The following is a 21,935-nucleotide window of genomic DNA, read 5'->3' as shown; positions in this document are numbered from 1 at the left end:
GTAAATTCGCATCAATAAATTTTAACAAAAAATACTTTAAATGTCACAATTTGATGTTACCGTTATCGGTTCTGGTCCTGGTGGTTATGTAGCGGCGATTCGTGCCGCACAATTAGGTTTCAAAACAGCAATTATCGAAAAATACCCAACTTTAGGTGGAACTTGCCTTAATGTTGGTTGTATCCCTTCAAAGGCTCTTTTGGACAGTTCTGAACATTTTGAAAAAGCAAAACATGATTTTGCTAATTACGGAATCATTATCAATGAACCGAAAGTAGATTTGGCAAGAATGATTTCCAGAAAAAACGAAGTGGTGGAACAAACGACAAAAGGAATTAATTTCCTGATGGATAAAAACAAAATCACTGTTTTTGAAGGAATCGGAAGTTTTGAATCTGCTACTCAGATCAAAGTGACAAAAAATGATGGCTCTTCAGAAGTTATAGAATCAAAATACACCATCATTGCAACAGGTTCCAAACCTTCAAGTTTACCATTTATCAATTTAGATAAAGAAAGAGTTATTACTTCTACCGAAGCATTGAATTTAAAAGAAGTTCCGAAACATCTTTTGGTAATTGGAGGCGGTGTTATCGGTCTTGAATTAGGTTCTGTATATTTAAGATTAGGTTCTGAAGTTACAGTTGTTGAATATATGGACAAAATTATTCCGGGAATGGACGGTTCACTTTCCAAAGAATTGCAAAAAGTACTGAAAAAACAAGGAATGAAATTCAATCTTTCTACTGCTGTTTCCGGAGTGGAAAGAAACGGAGAAACGGTAAAAGTAACAGCTAAAGATAAAAAAGGAGAAGAAGTTACATTTGAAGGAGATTATTGTTTGGTTTCCGTAGGAAGAAAACCTTATACAGATGGACTTGGATTAGAAAAAGCTGGTGTAGAATTGGATGAAAGAGGAAGAGTAAAAGTGAATGACCATCTTCAAACTAATGTTTCCAATATTTATGCAATTGGTGACGTGGTAAAAGGAGCAATGCTTGCTCATAAAGCGGAAGAAGAAGGTGTTTTTGTTGCTGAAACTTTAGCTGGACAAAAACCGCATATCAATTATAATTTAATTCCGGGAGTAGTGTACACTTGGCCGGAAGTAGCAGGAGTGGGAAAAACTGAAGAGCAACTGAAAGAAGAAGGTGTTGCGTATAAAGTTGGAAATTTTCCAATGAGAGCTTTAGGAAGAAGCCGTGCTTCCGGAGATACGGATGGTTTTGTAAAAATTCTGGCAGATGAAAAAACGGATGAAATTTTAGGTTTCCACATGATTGGAGCTAGAGCTGCAGATTTGGTAGCAGAAGGTGTTACAGCAATGGAATTCCGTGCAAGTGCAGAAGATCTTACAAGAATGTCTCATGCACACCCAACGTATGCTGAAGCTGTAAAAGAAGCTGCTTTGGATGCGACTGCAAAACGTTCTATTCACATGTAAAATTCCAAAATTTATAGTAATGGCGCAATTTATTGTGCATAATATGATATCAAAGAGAAACTTAGGTTTCTCTTTTTTATTTAAAATTTTCGTGCATATTTGATTTTTAGAATCATATTTGGAATAATTTTATGTAAATAGTTTTTATTTGTAAATTTTTTAAATAAAATAAATTTTTTATAGCAATAATTTTATATTTGGCATAATTCGTGAAATAACCATTTCAACAACTAAACAATTATCGACATGAAAAGAATCTTTACTACTTGTATGTTACTCTTCAGCATTGCAATATTTTCTCAAGAAGCAGGAAAAGCAGGTGAACTTCTGAAAAACGAAGCTAAGGAAACCGAAATGAAAACTCAAAATCGAGAGATGGGAAGAAGAGGTGAAAAAAATAATGCTTCTGTATTGGATAATAAGGATTATCGAAACCCTAATAAAAACAACAGATATCCAAACAATGGAGGAAATAATTCTCAACCAAATTATCGTTGGAATTATAACTATGGTTATTCAGAGGTTTTTCTAAGAATTCCGGAACAAGGATATTTTGGAGTGGAAATTGGAGATCAGTTTATGACCAATTCTTCAGGAAAATTTCGATTTTACGATTTAGGAGCAGGAGTGATTCCGATTTCTATTTACCAAAATGGATATTTGCTGTATCGTACTCGTCTAAATGTACAGAATAACACTCGCATGGTTTTGGATTTTTTCACACGTTATGGGCTTTATCTTTTGGATGCATATCCTGTTCAAAGTTATGGTTTTAATCAGTGGGATGATGTTTGGAATGATCCTTATGGAAATGGAAACCCATACTCAAACGGAAATCCGAATGGAAACTGGAATTCTGGCTATTCTCCAAATGTGATGAATGATGTTGCTTTTGGCAGTTTTATAGATGCATTGAAAAATAATTCTTTCGATAATACAAAAATGGATATGGTAAATATGCAGATGAAAACTACAATGTTTACTTCAGAACAATGCAGAGTGATTTTGGACATGATGGATTTTGACAAAAACCGTTTGGATCTTGCCAAATCAATATATGCAAAGTGTATAGATCGCCAGAATTTCTTTATTGTATATGATGTTTTTGATTTTGAAAGCAATGCAAAAACATTGATGAATTTTGTCACCAACTACAGATAAATGAAAAGGGAAGCAATTGCTTCTCTTTTTTTATTTCCATTATAAGAATTGTTCTGTGCTACAAATTTCCTTACTTTTGAATTTATAAATATTTGACTCTAAAATATGTTTCCAGGAAAAACCCAGCTTCTTACGATTACCGAAAAAACAGATACCGGATTTTATCTTTCCGATGATAGGGGAGAAAAAGTTTTTATTTCAAAAATATTTTCAGAAAATTCTTGGAATGTCGGAGATGAAGTAGAAGTTTTTATCTATCAGGAAGATGGCGAACTGAAAGCGACTACCGAAGAACCTTTTGCGCAAGTTGGAGAATTTGCTGTATTATCTTGTGTTGAAAATCTTCCGGGAGGCGCATTTATGGATTGGGGAATTATCAAAGATTTATTTGTTCCCTACAAACAACAGAAGGGGAAAATGACGGAAGGAAAACGTTATTTGGTCTACGTTTATATTGATGAAAATTCTGGCAGAATAACAGGAACTACAAAATTCAAAAGGAATCCTACTTACGAAAATCTTCCTTTACAGAAAGGTGAAAAAGTATCTTTGATTTTGATGAATGAAACAGAATTGGGCTGGAATGTAATTGTCAATAAAAAATATATCGGACTGATCTATGCTTCTGATGTTTATAAAAAATTATATCCTTTATCGGAAGAAATCGGTTATATCAAAGCCATTCGTGAGGATGGAAAAATTGATGTTACACTTCAGCCGGAAGGTTTTGAAAATATAGATGAATTCAAACAAAAAATTCTCGATAAACTGGAAGAAAACTATGGACTTCTCTATCTTTCCGATAAATCTTCACCTGAAGAAATAAAAGATGAACTTCAGATGAGCAAGAAAAACTTTAAGAAAGCAATCGGTAGTTTATATAAAGATAAAAGGATTGAGATTTTGGAGGATAAGATCAGGTTAATGGATCAAGAATAATAATTTTAAATCCTTTTGAAGTTTTTTTTCGGAAATTTGTAATTTTAATAAACAGCAGTCAACCGTTCATTTTATTTTTAAAATAAATGCACCAAGATGTAATACTTATTAATAGCCAAATTATAAAATTAACACTTGCCATTTCAAAAGCATAATTTAAGGAAAACAATATTGTAGAAATAAGCAAAATCAATATTACATTGTATTTTGATATCTGTTCTGTTGAATATCTATTTATATGCATATCTACAATTTTTTTTGAATTTTCGAGATACTTGCCTTTTATAAAAATAAGATCTAAAAGCATTCCGATGTTTTGAGAAGTATACATACTGGAAACGCCTAATAAAAAGAAATTTATAATCCAAAATGTTGTCTCACTATACGAAGCAGCATTTGTAATGTCTTTATGATGGTATAATTTCACAAAATTATCAATGGAAAGGATAAACATAATAACAGAACTCCAAATGCTTAATACTAATCGGCTTTTGTGGCTAATAATTCTATTTGAAAAGGAATGAAAAAGAGACAATACAGAAAATCCGATAATAATAATTGTAACAGGAATACTTATAATTAGATGTGGAAAACGCCAAAATCCGTTTGCAAAAAACCAATAATTAATTGAAATAGTGAGTAATAATGTGAAACCTTCTGTAAGTTTTTTTGTAACAATATCTCGGGATAAGCCAGTTGCGATAAGAATGTAAGAAAATAGAAAAAAGTACACCCAATTTTCTAATTTTCCAAACATCAGTGTTAAAATGCCACAAAATGTATAAGCAAAAATGGCTGTAAAAATTACACTGAACCAATCGGAAATTCTTTTAAATTCAAAAATAAGCCCAGCTAAAAGCGGAATAAAAAACAATTGAAAATTAGTTTTTGGGAGATTATATATCTGAATAGTAAAATAGATCCAAAAAATAATATTGCTAATACTAATTGCAATGATTAAAATTTTGCTTTTTAGTTCTGTGTTTGCAAAAGTAGAGTATATTTTATCCCACATCTATTTATTTGGAATTTGTGGTTTGTTTGTGAATCCTTATTTTTATTATTTTGAATCGATCTTTTTATTTAAGTGCCACATAAATTTTCAAAAGCAGAGTCCAGATCCGGATATTGAAATCTAAAACCATTCGATTTTATTTTTTCGTTTGACGCTCTGCTTCCTTTTAGAATAATTTCTGCCATTTCACCAAATAGTAGTTTCATTACAAAAGAAGGTACATTCAAAGGAAAGAAAAATTTTCCTTTAGCTTTTGCCAATTTTTTCGTGAAATCTTTTTGGGTAAGAATTTCATCCGCAACAGCGTTGTAAGCACCATTCATATTTTCATCTTCTACAGATTGTACAATCATCCCAATCAAATCTTCCAGATGAATCCAATTGAACCACTGCTTTCCTGAACCAACTCCTGAAGCAAGATTAAAATCCGTAATTTTTTTGAGCTGTTCAAAACTTCCGCCTTGTTTTGAAAGAACTGGGGAAATTCTAAGTTTCACAATTCTTTCGGAACAACAATAAAAAGAATCTGCCGCAGTTTCCCAATCTTTGCAAAGCTGCGAAAGAAAATCCTGATGCAGAATTCCTTCATTTTCTGTGAGAATTTTATCAGAAGTAAAAGTTCCGTAGTAGCTTATTCCGGAAGCACAAATAAAAGATTTTAATTTAACATTTTTCTTTTTACAATACTCTTGAAGCAAGTAAGTAGAATCAACTCTTGAGGTATAAAGTTCATTTTTGTATTCTTTCGTCCAACGTTTTCCGATGGTTGCTCCAGCCAAATGAATAATAGAATCTATGTTTTCAAAAGCATTTTCATCGATACTTTTTTGGCCGATATTCCATTCAAAAGCATTTGGATTTCCTTGATTTTTTCGTACAAGAATTTTTACAAAATGTCCGTTATTCTGTAAGGCTTTAATCAGTTCATTTCCCACTAAACCAGTTGCTCCGGAAACAAGGATATTCATATTTTGTTTAAAAATTTTAGGATTTGATTTTTAAGTAATACAAACCAACAACCATCAACCATCAAAGCATTATCACTCCTTCAATTTTTGCTACTTGCTGATAAATTTTTACTACCTGATCTGCATCCAGTACAAAAGCATTGAAACTAAGCGATGTATACTTCCCATTTTTACTATCACGATTAGAAATAGTATGTTGAATTTCATCAAAAACTTTGTAAATTTCTGTTAGTTTTGAATGGTCATTAATGACAATGAATTTGAAGAGATAATCCTCTGGAAAATCATGAGTGGCTTCCAGTTTTTCCTTCAGGGATGCATAAAAATCTTCAGGAGATGTATTTTGATTTTGTTCTAAAATATTCATTTTTTGGATGTTTAAATTAAAAATTCCTCCATATAGAGGAACTTTAAAGGTAATGAATTTATTTTATTTTCCCAGTGCTTTGAAAATCTCCTGAGAATTTTGTTTTTCGTAATCTTCAATGATGTTAAATAATCCGTTCACCATTTGTTCAGAAGCTAATTTGCTGAGACCACCAGTAGCAGAAAGATCGGCAGAATTATTATTTCCCAGAATAGATCCCAGAACAGAATTCCCTTGCAAAGCCATATTGATCGATTTTACAATCCCGAATTGGTTCAGTTTTTCATCCACTTTTGGAGTAATGGCAGCAACTAACTGAGCTGCGGTTTTTTCTTTCAAAACTTGTGTAGCCATTCCGGAACCTCCTTGTGCAATTCTTGCAATATCATCAGAAGTAAGACCGTTTACAGCATTTACTAAAATAGGTTCGGAAATATTTACAGTATAAGAAGCGGCTTGTGCAATATAATCTCTTTCTTTTGTAACAAGGTTAGGCGCAATTTTTTCCAAAACAGAATTTACATCTCGAAGTTGTTTGGGAAGAGCTTTATCAATAAGGTTATTTTGGAGAAAAGCGTCTTTGCTTTTAAATATTCCCAATCCTTTGGAAATACCTCCTAATAATACCTTTTTTATGATAGCCACTCCAATGGTAGAAGTAGCTAAAGCTACACAAGAATTTGCTGTAAAACCTACAGTTGTCACAGATAATGAAGCGACAAGGATCGTTTTAGTTTTCATTTTTGAAATATTTATGTTATTGAAGTTTTCAAAATTTGAGCCAAAAAGTTTGATTCTAAGGTGTTTTCGGTGGTTTTTACTTTTTTTTTTTGATAATTCGATTTATTTTCTAACTTTGAGAAAATAAAAACTAAAGTAGTGTATTATTATTTAGTTTGTAAAAATTAAAATGTTAGACTATATGAGAAAAAAAACATTGAAAGTGTCATGCCTTATAGCAGCATTCTATTTTGGGAATGATGCTTATGCACAAAAGACACAGAACGACACTGTTTCAAAAGAACAGAAGATTGAGGAGGTGGTTGTAGTTGGCTATGGAAAAGCAAAAAAAGTTGATTTGACAAGTGCAATCACAACAATTAAAGGTGATGAGCTAGCAATAACTCCAGCTGGACAAGTTGGACAAGCTTTGCAAGGTAAAGTGGCTGGTGTTCAGGTGAATAGCTTTGGTGCGCCAGGAGAGAGTCCAAAAATTAATATTAGAGGGATTAGTTCATTATCTGGAGATGCACAACCGCTTTATGTAGTAGATGGTGTATTTGTAGATAATATTGATTTTTTGAACTCCAATGATATCCAAGATTTTACTGTCTTAAAAGATGCTTCAGCATCAGCTATATATGGTGTTAGAGCTTCTAATGGAGTAATAGTAATTACTACAAAAGGAGGCGCTTATAATAGAAAAGGTAAGATTTCTTATGATACATATATTGGTGTTCAAAGAGCAAATAATGTTGTGAAAATGGCAAATGCAGAACAGTTTACAAATTTTGCACTTGAATCAGGATCTTCAACAGAAATTGCAGCTATTAATGAGACAATAAGAAGATATGGTAGAAGTAGAATAAACCCTAATTTACCAGATGTAAATACTGATTGGTATAAAGAAACTTTACAAATGGCAACAATTACTAATCATAATTTGTCTTTTGATGGAGGTAGTGATAAGATATCTTACTCTTTGGGAGGAGATTTTTTTTATCAGGATGGTATTTTAAAACAAGCTGAAAATAACTATCAAAGATTTAATATTAGATCTAAAGTTGAAGCAAAATTAAATGATTGGCTAACAGGAGGTATTACTGTTAATTATAGTCAATCTCGAAAATACTCTCCTGATAATTCTGTTTGGCAGGCAATTTATTATGCAATTCCTACAATGCCAGTTTTTGATTATTCGCCATATTTAGATACAGATCCGACAAAAACTATTTATCCTTCACCTTACACATCATCTAAAGCATTAGGTTATAGAGATAACGACCATCCTTTTATACAAATGGAAAATGCAAATAATTTAGGATTTAGAAATAGAATTGTAGCTAATGCCTATTTAGATTTTAGCATACTTCCTAAAGAATTGAATTTTAAAACAAGCTTTTCTTATAATAACAAAAGAGATGATGAGCGTCTTCTCACAATGCCTTTTTATATATCCAATTCTTTTCAAAGAACTTTATCAGACTCAAGATTAGAAAAAAACACGTACGCTACAGAAAATTATATTTGGGATAATGTATTGACATACAATAAAACTTTTGGTGTGCATGATTTAACATTAATGGCAGGTACATCTTTTAGGGATGATAGTTATTCTTTTGTAAAAGCAAGCGGTAGGTTTAATGATGGAACTCTTTTTTCAAGATACAATGAAAAGACTTGGTATCTAAATTTTACAGATTCTAGTACTAGAAGTAATAGTGACGGCGCAGAAAGGTTTTATGGGATGTCTTACTTCGGAAGAATGTCATATAAATACAAAAATAAATATATCGCTTATGCTACGTTGAGACATGAACAAAGCAATAAGTTTCCTTATGACAAAGAAATCAATCTACCAGCATTTGGAGCAAGTTGGGTTGTAAGTGAAGAATCTTTTTTGAAAGGAATAAATTGGTTAAACTTATTGAAATTTAGAGCGGGTTGGGGTAGGTTAGCCAATGATAAAATTAATCCTAATAGACCTGATCAAATTTATTCTAATTCTACTGTTTTTGGAGATCAAGTATATACAGGTTCTTATAGTTCTACCTATAAAGATAATGTTTCTTGGGAGTTTTCAGAAGAAACAAATATAGGTGTATCCACAGAGTTTTTTAATAGAAAACTTACTTTAGATGCTGATTACTTTGATAAAAAAGTTAAAAACTTAGCTATTGATTTATTTCCTACTATAGGTAATGATGATGGAAAAAGTAGAGTGAACTTAGGAGGACTAAGTAATAAAGGGTTTGAAGTTGCTTTAGCTTGGAAAGGTAATATTTCTGAAAATTTTAGCTATACACTTTCAGGAAATTTCACGCATATAAAAAATGAGATCACTGATTTAGCAGGTCAAGCATTTTTACGTAGGGGAACCGCAGAATTTGAACAAAGATTAGCTGTCGGACAGGCAATGGATTCATACTATGGATATGATGTAATTGGAGTATATCAAAATCAAGCAGAAATTAATGCTGATCCTACGGCTGTTAATCAGGGAAATATAAAACCAGGATACTTCAAATACAGAGATATTGATGGAGATGGTTATATTACTGATAAAGATAGGATGTATTTAGGTTCACCACTTCCTAAGTATACTTTCGGAGGATCTATCGGCTTGAAATATAAAAATTGGGATCTATCTGCAACAATATATGGACAAGGAGGAAATTATGTTATAAATCGTAATAGAGCAGAAGTTATAAGAACACAAGGTAGAAATATAGACGCTGAATTTGCAATAAACCGTTGGCATGGAGAAGGAACGACTAATGAATTTCCTTCCTCAGAAGGGTATCGTCAAAGTTGGAATAATCAAAAATTTTCTAAATTTTGGTTAGAAAAAGGAGACTTTATAAGAATTCAAAATATTCAATTGGGATATAATTTAAAATCTTCTAATTTTCCTGAAATGAGATTTACTCTTACAGCAGATAGACCTTTTATGTGGACTAAAAGTAAAAGTTTGATGAGTCCAGAGGTAGGATATGATGGTGTGGATTTAGGAATTTATCCTACTCCTTCAGTATTCACATTTGGTTATAGTGTTAAATTTTAAAAAAAATAAATATGAAAAATTTCAGATATATAAAAATTGTTGCTTTATCATTGGCATTTGGATTATTATACAATTGTAATAATAGACTAGATGAAGGACCAGAAAATACAGCACAAGTAAATGCTGTTGATTATTCTAGTCCAGCAGCAGCAAAAGCTATGGCAGTGGGTATTTACGCTAAATTCAAAGATATAGCTTGGCCTCAGACAGCATTAATAGGTGTAAGAGGAGATGATGTGAATGCAGGGGGAAAAGGAGATCAAGCACCATATTCTGATACAGATAAGTATTCTTATGATGCTAATTTTTGGATGTATAATAATCTTTGGGAAAGTTTTTATCAAAGAATTGTTGATTATACTGCCACTATAGAGCAGTTAGAAAAATTTCGAGCAGGAGGTGTAGATCCCAATTTGATAAACCAGTATGAGGCAGAGTGTAAAACATTGAGAGCATTTACTTTATTAGAAATATCTAGAGTTTGGGGAAAAGTAATTGTGATGGAATCTTTAGATCAAACTACTCTTACTTTAAGATCTAAAGATGAGGTTATGCAATGGGTTTCGTCTCAAATGGATGAAGCAATTCCAAATCTTCCCGATATGAGACCTAACCAAAGAACTGATATTAATGGTGGAGTAACTAAATATACTGCTTTGGCAGTAAAAGCAATGGCAAATCTCGAACTTAAAAATTACCAAGCTGTAGCTGATGCTACAGGCAGTATTATTAATTCAGGTAAATTTAATTTATATTCTAATTTTTATGATTTGTTTAAAATCAAAGGAAAGTTAGCAAATGAAAACCTTTTAGAAATACAATTTTCAGATACTGCAGCTTCAACAAATTACATATTTGATACTTGGGATTTTTATGGGCCTCAAGCTTGGACTCCTGTTGTATCAACAGCTTCAGGTGGGTGGGGCTTTTTTGAACCTAGTTTAAAGTATATTAAATTTATGTTAGATAGAGGAGAAAAAGAACGTTTAGAAACTAGTGTTATTTTTACAGATAATGGTATAAATGAATTAAAAAAGGATCCTAGTTATAGTTCTTTGCCAAGTTGGATTTCCAATACTACAAGAGATGGAGATATATTTTTGAATCATGAGAGATATTTATTTCTAAGTGGAAAACATTATTTACCTTCAAAGCTACTTACCAATGGAAGAAATAATTATGGAAGCAATAAAAATCTTATTGTAATCAGATATTCCGAAATTCTTTTAATGTATGCTGAAGCAGTTACAAGAGGTGCAACTCCTTCAGCTGGCTCTGCGGATAATGCAGTTAATTTAGTGAGAAATAGAGCAGGATTGTCTCCTCTTTCAGGGGTTACTACAGATCAAGTAATGAACGAAAAATATGCTGAGTTGGGAATGGAATGGGGTATCCGTTATTTTGATATGGTACGTTTAGGAAATACAGCCGCATTAAGCTATGATGGTAGAACATTTTCCATAGATAAGCAATTTTTACCTTATCCAACTGCTCAAATTGACAAGATTAAAGCTTTAGAGTAATATTTAATTTCGAAAAAATAGAATAATGAACAAAATAATAAAAACGATAATTGGCAGTGTTGTAATAATGAGTACAATGACAGCATGTGACAATGGATATATAGACCCTATTTCTGAAGTAGCTCCTGGAGAAGATAAAGTTGCACCTGTTATTACAATCAATAGCCCAACAGCAGGAACCGTAACTATTCCTTTTACCGATACTACTACCAATCAGAAATTTGACTACAAGGTATCAGATGATATAGAAATTGCAAACATAGAAATTCTAATTGATGGTGTGAAAGCAGCTTCCTATGCTAGTTTTAAAGATTATAGGAATTTTGCTGAAATTTATGCTAAAGATCTTGGACTAGGAAGTCATACTTTTACAGTTAATGCAAAAGATCTTAGTGGTAAAACTTCTACAAAATCTGTCGCATTTACAATTGATAATAAGTATACTGCTTTGTACGGCGAAAAAGCATATTTTCCTTTTTTTGCAGGAAACGTTTTTACAGATTTACTAAGTGGTAATAATCCAACAGTTGTAGGCTCACCTTCTACTGTTTCAGGAGGGTATTCTGGAGCTGCATATAAAGGAGCTGAAAATTCCTATATTACTTATCCATTGGCTGGTTTATATAATAATGACAATGGCATTAGTTTCACCTTCTGGTATAAGGTGGATGCTTCTCCAAATCGTTCAGGAATTATTACTATTAATGATGACACAGATAATACGAATGATAACAGAAATCAAGGACTCCGTTTATTCAGAGAAGGAGGTGCTACTTCACAAACTATAAAGATGAATGTTGGAACTGGTAGTGGAGAATCGTGGAATGATGGTGGGAATTTGACAGTAAATGGTAATTGGGTACACATTGGAGTAACTGTTTCGAAAACAGAATCAAAAATTTATTTTAATGGCGTGCTTCAAAGGACAGCCTCTTATACCTCTCCTTTCGATTTTTCAACAAGTTCTACGATTACAATAGGTTCTGGTGCTCCATCATTTACGTACTGGGATCATAAATCTGATCTTAGTTTATATGATGATTTAAGGATATATGATAAGGCACTAACTGAAGCAGAGGTAAAAGCTACAATGCAATAATTTGGTACTTAGCAATTTATAAGATAACACTTTATGGCTGATTTGCCATAAAGTGTTTTTCATAAAAAAATAAAAAAATGGTTGATAGATTTTTTAGAGTTTCGGTTGTATTTGGTTTGTGTTTGTTTTTTCTGAATTGCTCTAAATCCAGCGATTGGGATGTAAACGATTCTTCATTCCCAAATAATCCAACAACGCCTACTACTTACACTGATGCGGAATTAGTAGATATGGTACAGAAAGACGTTCAAAAATATTTCTGGGATTTTGCTGAAACCAATTCAAAATTAGCAAGAGAAAGATATCACACAGACAATCCTTCAAACGATGCCAATGTAGTAACTACAGGTGGTTCCGGTTTCGGACTGATGACTATTTTAGTAGGAATTAAGAATGGTACAATACCAAGGACGGAAGCAGTTTCCAGATTAACTACCGCTCTTAATTTTTTACAAAATGCTAACAGATTTCACGGAGCTTGGCCACATTGGATCAATGGAACAAATGGAAACGTAATTCCTTTTGGCGATCCTGCTGTCACAAAAGATAATGGAGGAGATTTGGTGGAAACAGCATTTTTAGCACAAGGATTAATTTGTGTAAGAGAATATTTTAAAACTTCAATAGATACTACGGAATTAGCATTAGCCAATAAAGCAGATGAACTTTGGAAAGGAATAGAATGGAATTGGTATACAAAAGGAGAAAACGTTTTGTATTGGCATTGGTCTCCTAATTATGATTTTCAGATGAATCATAAAATACAAGGTTATGATGAAACGTTAATTACCTACGTTTTAGCAGCAGCTTCTCCTACGCATTCTATTGAAAAAATCGTGTATCAGCAAGGATGGGCTAGAAATGGTGCTATTGCATCAGCAGGCACACAATTGGGAATTCCGATGGTTGTAAAACATAATACATCCGGAGCAGTGGGCCCAATGTTTTGGTCTCATTATTCATTTCTTGGATTGGATCCGAGAGGTCTTTCCGATGAATATGTAAATTATGGAAATGCAACTGTGAACCATGCAAAGATTATGTATCAGTATTGCATTGCTAATCCGAAAGGATGGCAAGGATACAGTTCTAAAAACTGGGGACTTACAGCAAGTTATTCCAGAAATCCAAGTAACGGAGGTGATGATTATTATGCACATCAACCCAATAATGCAGATGATAGGGGAATAATCTCACCAACAGCAGCTTTATCAAATATGCCTTATACACCTACGGAAAGTATGAATGTACTTCGTTTCCTATACAACGAAAACAAATCAAAATATGTAGGAATAGCAGGTCCTTATGATGCTTATTCTGTACATTATAATTGGGTTACACCAAGATATTTGGCGATAGATCAGGGTACAATTTCTCCAATGATAGAAAATTCTAAAAACCAATTTCTTTGGAATTTGTTTATGAATGCTCCCGATGTAAGGGCAGGATTAATAAAACTGGGATTTCATTCTACACAACATGGGTTTTAAAAGTCTTATTACTTTGTCAAAGTTTAAAAATCTTTGACAAAGTTTTATAAATGAAAAATATGAAGAAAACGATACTATTTGCTGCATTTGGATTAATGCTTTATTCTTGTAAATCCAATCATTCCCATTCAGCTCAAAATCAAAATGCAATCACTTCAAATCTGTCTGATGATCAATTGATGGATAAAGTTCAGAAAGATGCACTCAAATATTTTTGGGATTTTGCAGAGCCCAATTCATTAATGGGTAGAGAACGTTATCATGAAGATGACATATATCCGGATAATGATAAACATGTCGTAACAACAGGAGGATCAGGTTTTGGTTTGGCTACTATTTTAGTGGGCGTGGAAAGAGGGTATATTCCAAGAAAAGAAGCGGTAAAACGTTTGACTCATATCATGGATTTTTTGGAAAATGCCGATCGTTTTCATGGAGCTTGGAGTCATTGGATTAATGGAGAAACTGGAAAGGTAGTTCCTTTCGGGAAAAAAGACAATGGAGGAGATTTGGTAGAAACAGCTTTTTTAACTTCCGGAATTCTTATGGTTCGCGAATATTTCAAAAATGGTAGTGCAGAAGAAAAAGCGTTAGCTGATAAATGTGACCAACTTTGGAAAGGAATAGAATGGAATTGGTATACAAAAGGTGGAAAAAAAGTTTTGTATTGGCATTGGTCTCCGGAATATCAGTGGGAAATGAATTTTCCGTTAGAAGGCTATAACGAAACGCTTATTACATATATTCTTGCGGCTTCTTCTCCTACATATTCTATTGATGCGGAAACGTATTACAAAGGATGGACAAGAAACGGAAATTACATTACAGACAAAACAAAATACGGATTACCTTTATATGTAAAACATAATTATTCGGAAGAATATGGAGGGCCATTATTTTGGGCACATTATTCATATATTGGCTTAGATCCGAGAGGATTGTCGGACAAATTAATAAAAAATTATTTCGACCTTAACAAAAATCAGGTTCTTATAGACTACAAATATTGCCTCGAAAATCCTAAAAAATGGAAAGGATACGGAGAAAATTATTGGGGACTTACTGCCAGTTATACTTGGACACCGGATGGAAGTTTTGGCTATACAGCGCACCAACCTACGGATGATAGAGGCGTGATTACACCTACAGCTGCACTCAGCAGCTTTCCTTACACTCCTAAAGAATCTATGAATTTTTTAAAATTTATTTACACCCAAAAACCTGAATTTATTGGTTCGGCTGGTCCTTATGATGCCACTTCTATTCATCATGATAACTGGACTTTACCCAGATATTTGGCGATAGATCAAGGAACAATTGCTCCTATGATTGAAAATTACAGAACAGGTTTTCTTTGGAAGTTATTTATGAATGCACCGGAAGTAAAAGCTGGACTAAAGAAACTGGAATTTCATTCAAAACAATATAAGTATTAATTACTTTACAATTATACTTTGTCAAAGTTTAAAATCTTTGACAAAGTTTATGATGAAAAAATAAAAAATGAAATTTAAACTAAAATACCTTGCAATCATATTTTTTGGTTTTTTCCTGAATTCAAATGCTCAGGAAATCAAAGCTGAATTTAATAAAGAAATCAAGGAAATTAAAAAGATTTCTTACATTTTAGATTATCCGCAGAATGCAAAAAGTAAAGTTCCGTTAATCGTTTTTCTTCACGGTTCCGGAGAACGAGGTACTAATTTAGAAATGGTGAAAGCACACAGTCCGTTCACCTATAAAAGTTTAATCAAAGAACAGGTTGCAATTTTGGCTCCGCAATGTCCGGAAAAAATGTGGTGGGATACAGATGCAGTTTATCATTTAATTAAAGAAATTCAGGAAAAATATAAAATTGATGAATCCAGAATTTACCTCACCGGTTTATCAATGGGAGGTTGGGGAACATTAAAACTTGCAGGCGAACATCCGGAAATGTTTGCGGCAGTTGCTTCGGTTTGTGCTCCAGCAGATAGAGTGATGATTGCAAATATTCAAAACTATAAGGATATGAATCTCAAAATTTTCCATGGCGGAATGGATGATATTGTTCTTCCTGAAAACGCCTTTAGATTTTATCAGGTGCTACATCCGATAAATTCCAAAGCTGAATTAATTATCTTTCCAAATGATAATCACAATTCTTGGGATTCTACTTATTCAGATCCCAAATTTTATGAATGGATGTTAAGTAAAAAATTGGAACGTTAAGATATAGAAAAAGCTACGTCTATTTATTGAAATTAATTTGATATAGTCTCAAAATGATAAATTAAAATAATAAATTTGTAGAAATTCAAAAAAAGACAATTGTATATGAAGAAACTAATAGTAATAGCGGGAATGGCACTTTCACAATGTTTTGTAGCACAGGAATTAGCTACAAAACCTGTTCAAAGCTACCAGACAGCGCAATACAAAGCTAAGAAGAAAGCATTTGTAGATGCTCTTTTAGCTAAAATGACCTTAGGTGAAAAAATAGGACAGCTCAATCTTCCGGGAGCAGGAGATTTCACTACTGGACAGGCACAAAATTCTGATATAGGAAAAAAAATAGAGCAAGGTGAAGTAGGGGGGCTTTTCAATATAAAAGGAGGCAAGATCTATGATGTACAAAAGGTTGCAGTTGAGAAAACACGATTACATATCCCGTTAATTTTTGGGATGGATGTTATCCATGGATATGAAACTACTTTTCCTATTCCTTTAGGTTTGGCTTCTTCATGGGATATGGATTTAATTCAGAAATCGGCAAGGATTGCAGCGATTGAAGCTACTTCAGAGGGTATCAACTGGTTTTATTCTCCAATGCTTGATATTGCAAGAGATCCAAGATGGGGTAGAGTAGCAGAAGGTTCCGGTGAAGATCCTTATTTGGGAGGACAGGTTGCAAAAGCAATGGTGTATGGTTATCAAGGAACGGATTTATCCAAAAATGACACAGGAATTGCCTGTATGAAACACTATGCTCTTTACGGGGGAGCAGAAGCTGGAAGAGATTATGCTTCTGTGGATATGAGTCGCCAAAAAATGTTTAATTTTTATCTTCCTCCATACAAAGCAGCAGTAGATGCAGGAGTAGGTTCCGCAATGGCTTCTTTCAATATTGTAGACGATATTCCGGCTACAGGAAACAAGTGGCTTCAGACAGATGTTTTAAGAAAAATGTGGGGATTCAATGGTTTTGTAGTAACAGATTATACAGGAATCAACGAAATGGAGGCTCACGGAATGGGAGACCTGCAGCAAGTATCTGCACTTGCTTTAGATGCCGGAATTGATATGGATATGGTAGGTGAAGGTTTTTTAACCACCCTTAAAAAATCGTTGGCAGAAAAAAAGGTAACTCAGGCTCAGATTGATCAGGCAGCAAGAAGAATTTTAGAGGCAAAATATGATCTTGGTCTGTTTGATGATCCTTACCGTTATAACGATGCTAATAGAGCAAAAACAGAGGTCTTTAATCAGGAACATAAAGATGCAGCAAGACAAATAGCAGCAAATTCTATGGTTTTGATGAAGAATAGTAACCAAATTCTTCCTCTTAAAAATTCAGGAACGGTTGCTGTAATAGGACCTTTGGCAGATAATAAGGAAAATATGCCCGGAACTTGGAGTGTGGGAGCGAAGCATGCAAACTCCATATCATTATTTCAGGGATTGAAAGAAACATTGGGGAAAGATGTAAAATTTGTTTATGCTAAAGGAAGCAATGTATTTTATGATGCTTCTATGGAAGAAAGATCTGCAATGTTTGATAAAAATACGAACAGAGACAACAGACCAAAAGAACAAATCTTAAAAGAAGCTGTAGATGTAGCCAATCAGGCAGATGTTATCGTTTTAGCAATAGGAGAAACGGCGGAAATGTCTGGAGAATCAAGCTCCAGAACAGACATCGGTATTCCTGATGCTCAAAAGGATCTGTTAAACGAATTGAAGAAAATAGGAAAACCAATAGTAATGGTACTTTTCACAGGTCGTCCTTTGGTTCTTACCGATGTTCAGGATAAAGCAGATGCTATTCTTAATGTTTGGTTTCCGGGAAGTATGGCTGGTTATGCTATTTCTGATGTGTTGTATGGAAAAGTAAATCCATCAGGAAAATTGCCAATGACATTCCCAAGAAGTGTAGGACAAATACCAATTTATTATAATAGCTTTAACACAGGTCGCCCATTGAGCCAAGAAAAAACGGATAAATGCCAGTTTGAAAAATTTCGTTCAAATTATTTGGATGAGTGCAACTCGCCATTATATCCTTTCGGATATGGATTAAGTTACACTAATTTCACATATTCAGATATTTCTGTAAATAATTCTAATCCTAAAGGTAACCAAACTATCCAAGCAAGTGTTACTGTAACAAATTCTGGAAATTATGATGGTGCTGAAGTAGTGCAGTTGTACATAAGAGATATGGTGGGAAGCGTTGTAAGACCTGTAAAAGAATTGAAAGGCTTCCAGAAAGTATTCTTGAAAAAAGGTGAAAGTAAAAAAGTAACATTCAGTATATCTCCAGAAGATCTTAAATTTTACAATTCTCAATTAAAATACAGTTGGGAGCCGGGAGAATTTGATATTATGATAGGAACAAATTCCCATGATGTGAAACATTCAAAAATCAATTGGAGTAAATAGAATTTTATAAAATAAACAAACAAGAGCCATCTTTTAAGGGATGGCTCTTTATTTTTTTTGGGAATTGTTTTATTCTACTTTGCTCCAAATTAGTTCTTCATCCTTTATTGAAACCATAATGTTGTCACCGTCTTTAAATTCGCCGGATACAATTTTTTTAGCTAAAGGTCTTCTCAATCTTCCTCTGATTACACCTTTCAAAGGTCGGGCTCCGTATTTTATATCGTAACCTTCCATAGACAAAAATTCTTTTGCTTCTTGGCTTATTTCTAAATTGATATTTAAGTTTTTAGCCAAATCAAGCAATTCTTTTTTCAGGTGAATTTCGAATATTTTCAGGGCATTATTTTTACTGATTGGTGCAAAAGGAATGGTTTCTGTCAATCTTCCTAAAAACTCCGGGCGGAAGAAGCGACTCATAATTTCCAATAATTTGGAAGAAGTAGGAATTTCACCTTTATCAAAAGAATCTACAATAAATTCCGAACCAATATTAGAAGTGAAAAGGATGATAGCATTAGAAAAATCTCCTTCTTTTCCAAGTCTGTCATGTAATTTTCCTTCGTCCATGATTTGTAGGAAAACATCAAAAACGGAAGCATGAGCTTTTTCAATTTCGTCAAAAAGTACAATGGAATAAGGTTTTTGTCTGATTTTGTTCACCAGCAAACCGCCTTCTTCATAACCAACATATCCGGGAGGCGCTCCGTAAAGCAATGCTGCGGAATGTTCTTCTTTAAATTCCGACATATCAAACCGGATAATAGCATTTTCATCCTGAAACAGAAATTCTGCTAACGATTTTGCAAGTTCGGTTTTTCCCGTTCCGGTTGGTCCCAAAAAGAAGAAAGAACCAATGGGCTGTCCTGCTTTGCTCAATCCGGAACGTGTTTCCAAAACGGCTTCAGAAACAATAGTTATAGCATGATCCTGTCCAACAACACGGCGAGCTAAAACGCTTTCCATATCATTCAGTTTCTGTTTTTCCTCTTCTTTCAACTTACCGATCGGAATGTTTGTTTTTTGGGAAATAATCAAAGCAAGATCAAAATCGGTAATATTTGTTCTTTTTTCCTGAGCTATTTTTTCTGTTTTTTCAATTAAATTTCTGGCAAATGTCAGAAGTTCATCAGTTGTTTCAAATTCAGGAAGTTCATTGTCTTCTTCATTTATATCGGCGGTACTGATAAGGTATTTTGTTTTTTCCACTAAATCTTTCAGCAACCATTCTGCGTGCATTCTTCTTTCTTCTTCTACATAGTTGTTGGTATTGTCTTCTAAATGAATAATTCTAGTAAGCAAATGATTTCTTTCTTTTAGGAAAGATTCTCCTGCTGTTTTCAACACTGACATGGTATGGTCGATCAAATCAATTGCAGAAGCAGGAAGGCTTTTTTCCTTCATATATCGCTGAGAAAGACGAATGGCTTCTTTCATGGTTTGATCGTCAATACTGATTCTATGATGGATTTGATAATCTTCCAATGTTTGTTTCAGCATTCGGAAATGAATTTCGTCTGTTGTTTCTTCCAATTTTAGAAGTTCGAACATTCCGGCGAGACCTTGCTCTTTTTCAATTTTTTTGGTGTATTCTTCTATCGTGGAAGTAGTGATAAGAGTAAGTCCATTGGAAAGTTCACTCTTCAAAAGATTGATGATTCCCGCATCCGAACCATGACTACCAAAAAGGGAATGAAATTCTTCTATAATAAGCACAGATTTCGGGATGGATTTTAATTCCTGCGCAATATTTTTGATACGGTCTTCAATTTCTCCTTTGTAAGAAGCACCTGCAATTAAAGCTCCCATATCCAGTTCCAGAATTTCCAATCCGGAAAGCATATCCGGAATTTGTCTTAGTAATACTTTCTGAACAAAACCCTCGATCAAGGCAGTTTTTCCAACCCCATGATCTCCGATAATCAAAACATTTTGTTTACTATAGCGGCATAGAATTTCAGTAATTTTGTTGATTTCTGTATCTCTTCCTACTAAAAGTTCTTTTCTATTTTTTTTCTTTACTTGCTCTTTCTTGTTGATACAATATTTTTGTATAAATCCTTTTGTTGATTTTTTTGTTGGTTCTGCTGTACTTATCATTTCATTATCTCCTCCAAAAGTGGATACATCTTTTAACAATTCATTTCTCGTTACCGGAAATGTTTTCATCTGATCGAATGAAAAAGCGACTCCGGGAGAGCTTATCGCTACCATTACTGCAAAGAGAGACACTTCATCTTCTCCCAAAAGTTCTCTCACCTGATCGGCTTCGGCAAAAATTTCATCTATAATTTCGTCCGGTTCGCAAGAATATCTATTGGGCGATTTAGGCAGTTCTTCAATTCGTACTTCTGCCCATTCTTCCAGATAAAATACATCGATTCCTAAATTTTCAAGATGCTTTAAAAGAGACAGATCTCTGTTGAGCATTGCTTTCAAAATATGAGCGCCTGTGTAGTAAGCATTGAGGTTTTCCCTTCCGATTTTTTGGGCAATATTAAGAGCTTTGGTAACTTCTTGGCTGTATGTTACTTCTTCTTGATTCATCATTTTATAAATTTGTTTTTTCAGAATTTTCTTCAGCTTTGGTTTTGGCTTCGGCTCTTACTCTTGTTAGCAGTTTGGAAATCGTGTAATCATCTTTTTTCACTGTCTTTTTAAATACCTTTTTTCCTCGGTTACTCACTTTCGAAATATAGCTATAAGCATTTTCAAATAAAACTTTGTTAGCTTCTACTATGGATTTTCGGGTGCTCAGAATACTGATTTGCTCAGCATTCCAGGCTTCCATTTGTGGCAAGACTGATGGAAAATAATCTAAAAATCCATCCGGCATATCTCCCGATTCCAGTTCTGTCTCATGAGTTTGAAAATAGGGTAGAGCCTCTCGCAGATCTTTTATAGCACCTTCAATATTTCTCTTAGAAAATTTACTTCGGATGCTTGAGATCATTCCACTATCTAAACCTGCATCTTCCGAATAATCTATTAAGAACAATAATTTTTTATTCACTTCATCAGCAAGATTGTACAGCTGTTTGGTTACGCTTTTCAGTTCTTGGGTTTTTGCCAGAACGGAAGCTGCTTCTCGCACTGCATCTATGGAATTTTGAAATTCAGTTATAAAACCGGCATTCATGGTTTTATAATGAAGAATAAAATCGTTTTGGTCTCTGTTTATACTTGCAATTAATGCATCTCCTATTGCAGGATAATCTTCATAATTTAAATTGTTATTTGCCATATTTATATTTTTTTTAATTTAATTTTTCTTACTATTCACTCCATCCTTCATTCTCCCTATTTCATACTTCTGATGGCTTATTTAGCTTCTATGATTAATTACTTTACTTTTCTGGCTTCCAACTTTACCTTTCTGACAAACAATTTCACTCTTCTCACCCCTTACTTCATCCTTCATTCTCCTTACTTCATCCTTCTGACAAACAATTTCACTCTTCTCACTCCTTACTTCATCCTTCATCCTTCATCCTCCTTACTTCA

Annotated in this window: 16 protein-coding genes; 10 read left to right on the top strand and 6 right to left on the bottom strand. The window is 33.6% G+C overall.

The features are described from left to right. The first annotated feature begins 40 nt into the window (after positions 1 to 40). The 3 genes from lpdA (at position 41) to AC2A1C_RS11810 (ending at position 3,544) form a co-directional block, all read left to right on the top strand. Positions 41 to 1,444 (top strand): dihydrolipoyl dehydrogenase, encoded by a 1,404-nt coding sequence (gene lpdA / locus AC2A1C_RS11820; protein WP_484025922.1) that lies wholly within the window; start codon positions 41 to 43, stop codon positions 1,442 to 1,444. Positions 1,445 to 1,690: 246 nt separating this feature from the next. Next, positions 1,691 to 2,605 carry a proline and serine-rich protein 1 family protein gene (locus AC2A1C_RS11815; RefSeq protein WP_484025921.1) on the top strand — a complete coding sequence of 305 codons (915 nt, stop codon included), beginning with the start codon at positions 1,691 to 1,693 and terminating at the stop codon, positions 2,603 to 2,605. Positions 2,606 to 2,710: 105 nt separating this feature from the next. Next, positions 2,711 to 3,544 (top strand): CvfB family protein, encoded by an 834-nt coding sequence (locus AC2A1C_RS11810; RefSeq protein ID WP_484025920.1) that lies wholly within the window; start codon positions 2,711 to 2,713, stop codon positions 3,542 to 3,544. Between the two features lie 58 nt (positions 3,545 to 3,602). Here AC2A1C_RS11810 and AC2A1C_RS11805 read toward each other — a convergent pair whose 3' ends face one another. From AC2A1C_RS11805 to AC2A1C_RS11790, 4 genes are all read right to left on the bottom strand, one after another. Next, positions 3,603 to 4,559, bottom strand: coding sequence for a hypothetical protein (locus AC2A1C_RS11805; protein WP_484025919.1), 957 nt, complete (start codon positions 4,557 to 4,559; stop codon positions 3,603 to 3,605). A 68-nt stretch (positions 4,560 to 4,627) separates the two neighbouring features. Beyond that, entirely contained in the window at positions 4,628 to 5,527 is a 900-nt protein-coding gene (locus tag AC2A1C_RS11800; protein WP_484025918.1) for a TIGR01777 family oxidoreductase, read from the bottom strand. Positions 5,528 to 5,588: 61 nt separating this feature from the next. Then, entirely contained in the window at positions 5,589 to 5,894 is a 306-nt protein-coding gene (locus tag AC2A1C_RS11795; RefSeq protein ID WP_484025917.1) for a DUF493 domain-containing protein, read from the bottom strand. Between the two features lie 63 nt (positions 5,895 to 5,957). Further along, on the bottom strand, positions 5,958 to 6,635 hold the full coding sequence (locus AC2A1C_RS11790; protein WP_484025916.1) for a DUF4197 family protein: 678 nt from the start codon (positions 6,633 to 6,635) through the stop codon (positions 5,958 to 5,960). Positions 6,636 to 6,816: 181 nt separating this feature from the next. Here AC2A1C_RS11790 and AC2A1C_RS11785 point away from each other — a divergent pair, with 181 nt between their 5' ends. From AC2A1C_RS11785 to bglX, 7 genes are all read left to right on the top strand, one after another. Continuing rightward, the gene (locus AC2A1C_RS11785) at positions 6,817 to 9,678 is read left to right on the top strand and encodes a SusC/RagA family TonB-linked outer membrane protein (protein WP_484025915.1); all 2,862 of its coding nucleotides are present in this window, start codon (positions 6,817 to 6,819) and stop codon (positions 9,676 to 9,678) included. Positions 9,679 to 9,689: 11 nt separating this feature from the next. Next, positions 9,690 to 11,201, top strand: coding sequence for a RagB/SusD family nutrient uptake outer membrane protein (locus AC2A1C_RS11780; RefSeq protein ID WP_484025914.1), 1,512 nt, complete (start codon positions 9,690 to 9,692; stop codon positions 11,199 to 11,201). Between the two features lie 25 nt (positions 11,202 to 11,226). Then, the gene (locus AC2A1C_RS11775; RefSeq protein ID WP_484025913.1) at positions 11,227 to 12,300 is read left to right on the top strand and encodes a LamG domain-containing protein; all 1,074 of its coding nucleotides are present in this window, start codon (positions 11,227 to 11,229) and stop codon (positions 12,298 to 12,300) included. A 77-nt stretch (positions 12,301 to 12,377) separates the two neighbouring features. Further along, positions 12,378 to 13,790 (top strand): glucoamylase family protein, encoded by a 1,413-nt coding sequence (locus AC2A1C_RS11770; RefSeq protein ID WP_484025912.1) that lies wholly within the window; start codon positions 12,378 to 12,380, stop codon positions 13,788 to 13,790. Between the two features lie 59 nt (positions 13,791 to 13,849). After that, positions 13,850 to 15,226 (top strand): glucoamylase family protein, encoded by a 1,377-nt coding sequence (locus tag AC2A1C_RS11765; RefSeq protein WP_484025911.1) that lies wholly within the window; start codon positions 13,850 to 13,852, stop codon positions 15,224 to 15,226. Positions 15,227 to 15,293: 67 nt separating this feature from the next. Beyond that, positions 15,294 to 16,001: a carboxylesterase family protein gene (locus AC2A1C_RS11760; protein ID WP_484025910.1), complete on the top strand. Its 708-nt coding sequence runs from the start codon at positions 15,294 to 15,296 to the stop codon at positions 15,999 to 16,001. Between the two features lie 105 nt (positions 16,002 to 16,106). After that, the gene (gene bglX, locus AC2A1C_RS11755; protein ID WP_484025909.1) at positions 16,107 to 18,431 is read left to right on the top strand and encodes a beta-glucosidase BglX; all 2,325 of its coding nucleotides are present in this window, start codon (positions 16,107 to 16,109) and stop codon (positions 18,429 to 18,431) included. A gap of 69 nt (positions 18,432 to 18,500) precedes the next feature. Here bglX and AC2A1C_RS11750 read toward each other — a convergent pair whose 3' ends face one another. Both AC2A1C_RS11750 and AC2A1C_RS11745 read right to left on the bottom strand, forming a co-directional pair. Continuing rightward, positions 18,501 to 20,978 (bottom strand): AAA family ATPase, encoded by a 2,478-nt coding sequence (locus tag AC2A1C_RS11750; RefSeq protein ID WP_484025935.1) that lies wholly within the window; start codon positions 20,976 to 20,978, stop codon positions 18,501 to 18,503. Positions 20,979 to 20,982: 4 nt separating this feature from the next. Next, a complete protein-coding gene (locus AC2A1C_RS11745) occupies positions 20,983 to 21,675 on the bottom strand; it encodes a hypothetical protein (protein WP_484025908.1) in 693 nt (230 codons plus the stop codon). Positions 21,676 to 21,935 lie beyond the last annotated feature (260 nt).

The organism is Chryseobacterium sp. HNCC26DJ241 (genome assembly GCF_057180505.1).
Note: the sequence above shows the minus strand (reverse complement) of the source record. Positions and strands in the feature narration are given on the sequence as shown.

Bases quoted from the DNA above. Each gene is read 5' to 3' on its own strand.
- AC2A1C_RS11815 (WP_484025921.1), top strand. From the start codon at position 1,691: ATGAAAAGAATCTTTACTACTTGTATGTTACTCTTCAGCATTGCAATA.
- AC2A1C_RS11765 (WP_484025911.1), top strand. From the start codon at position 13,850: ATGAAGAAAACGATACTATTTGCTGCATTTGGATTAATGCTTTATTCT.
- AC2A1C_RS11770 (WP_484025912.1), top strand. From the start codon at position 12,378: ATGGTTGATAGATTTTTTAGAGTTTCGGTTGTATTTGGTTTGTGTTTG.
- AC2A1C_RS11790 (WP_484025916.1), bottom strand. From the start codon at position 6,635: ATGAAAACTAAAACGATCCTTGTCGCTTCATTATCTGTGACAACTGTA.
- AC2A1C_RS11805 (WP_484025919.1), bottom strand. From the start codon at position 4,559: ATGTGGGATAAAATATACTCTACTTTTGCAAACACAGAACTAAAAAGC.
- AC2A1C_RS11795 (WP_484025917.1), bottom strand. From the start codon at position 5,894: ATGAATATTTTAGAACAAAATCAAAATACATCTCCTGAAGATTTTTAT.
- AC2A1C_RS11780 (WP_484025914.1), top strand. From the start codon at position 9,690: ATGAAAAATTTCAGATATATAAAAATTGTTGCTTTATCATTGGCATTT.
- AC2A1C_RS11750 (WP_484025935.1), bottom strand. From the start codon at position 20,978: ATGAATCAAGAAGAAGTAACATACAGCCAAGAAGTTACCAAAGCTCTT.
- AC2A1C_RS11800 (WP_484025918.1), bottom strand. From the start codon at position 5,527: ATGAATATCCTTGTTTCCGGAGCAACTGGTTTAGTGGGAAATGAACTG.
- AC2A1C_RS11760 (WP_484025910.1), top strand. From the start codon at position 15,294: ATGAAATTTAAACTAAAATACCTTGCAATCATATTTTTTGGTTTTTTC.
- AC2A1C_RS11785 (WP_484025915.1), top strand. From the start codon at position 6,817: ATGAGAAAAAAAACATTGAAAGTGTCATGCCTTATAGCAGCATTCTAT.
- bglX (WP_484025909.1), top strand. From the start codon at position 16,107: ATGAAGAAACTAATAGTAATAGCGGGAATGGCACTTTCACAATGTTTT.
- lpdA (WP_484025922.1), top strand. From the start codon at position 41: ATGTCACAATTTGATGTTACCGTTATCGGTTCTGGTCCTGGTGGTTAT.
- AC2A1C_RS11775 (WP_484025913.1), top strand. From the start codon at position 11,227: ATGAACAAAATAATAAAAACGATAATTGGCAGTGTTGTAATAATGAGT.
- AC2A1C_RS11745 (WP_484025908.1), bottom strand. From the start codon at position 21,675: ATGGCAAATAACAATTTAAATTATGAAGATTATCCTGCAATAGGAGAT.
- AC2A1C_RS11810 (WP_484025920.1), top strand. From the start codon at position 2,711: ATGTTTCCAGGAAAAACCCAGCTTCTTACGATTACCGAAAAAACAGAT.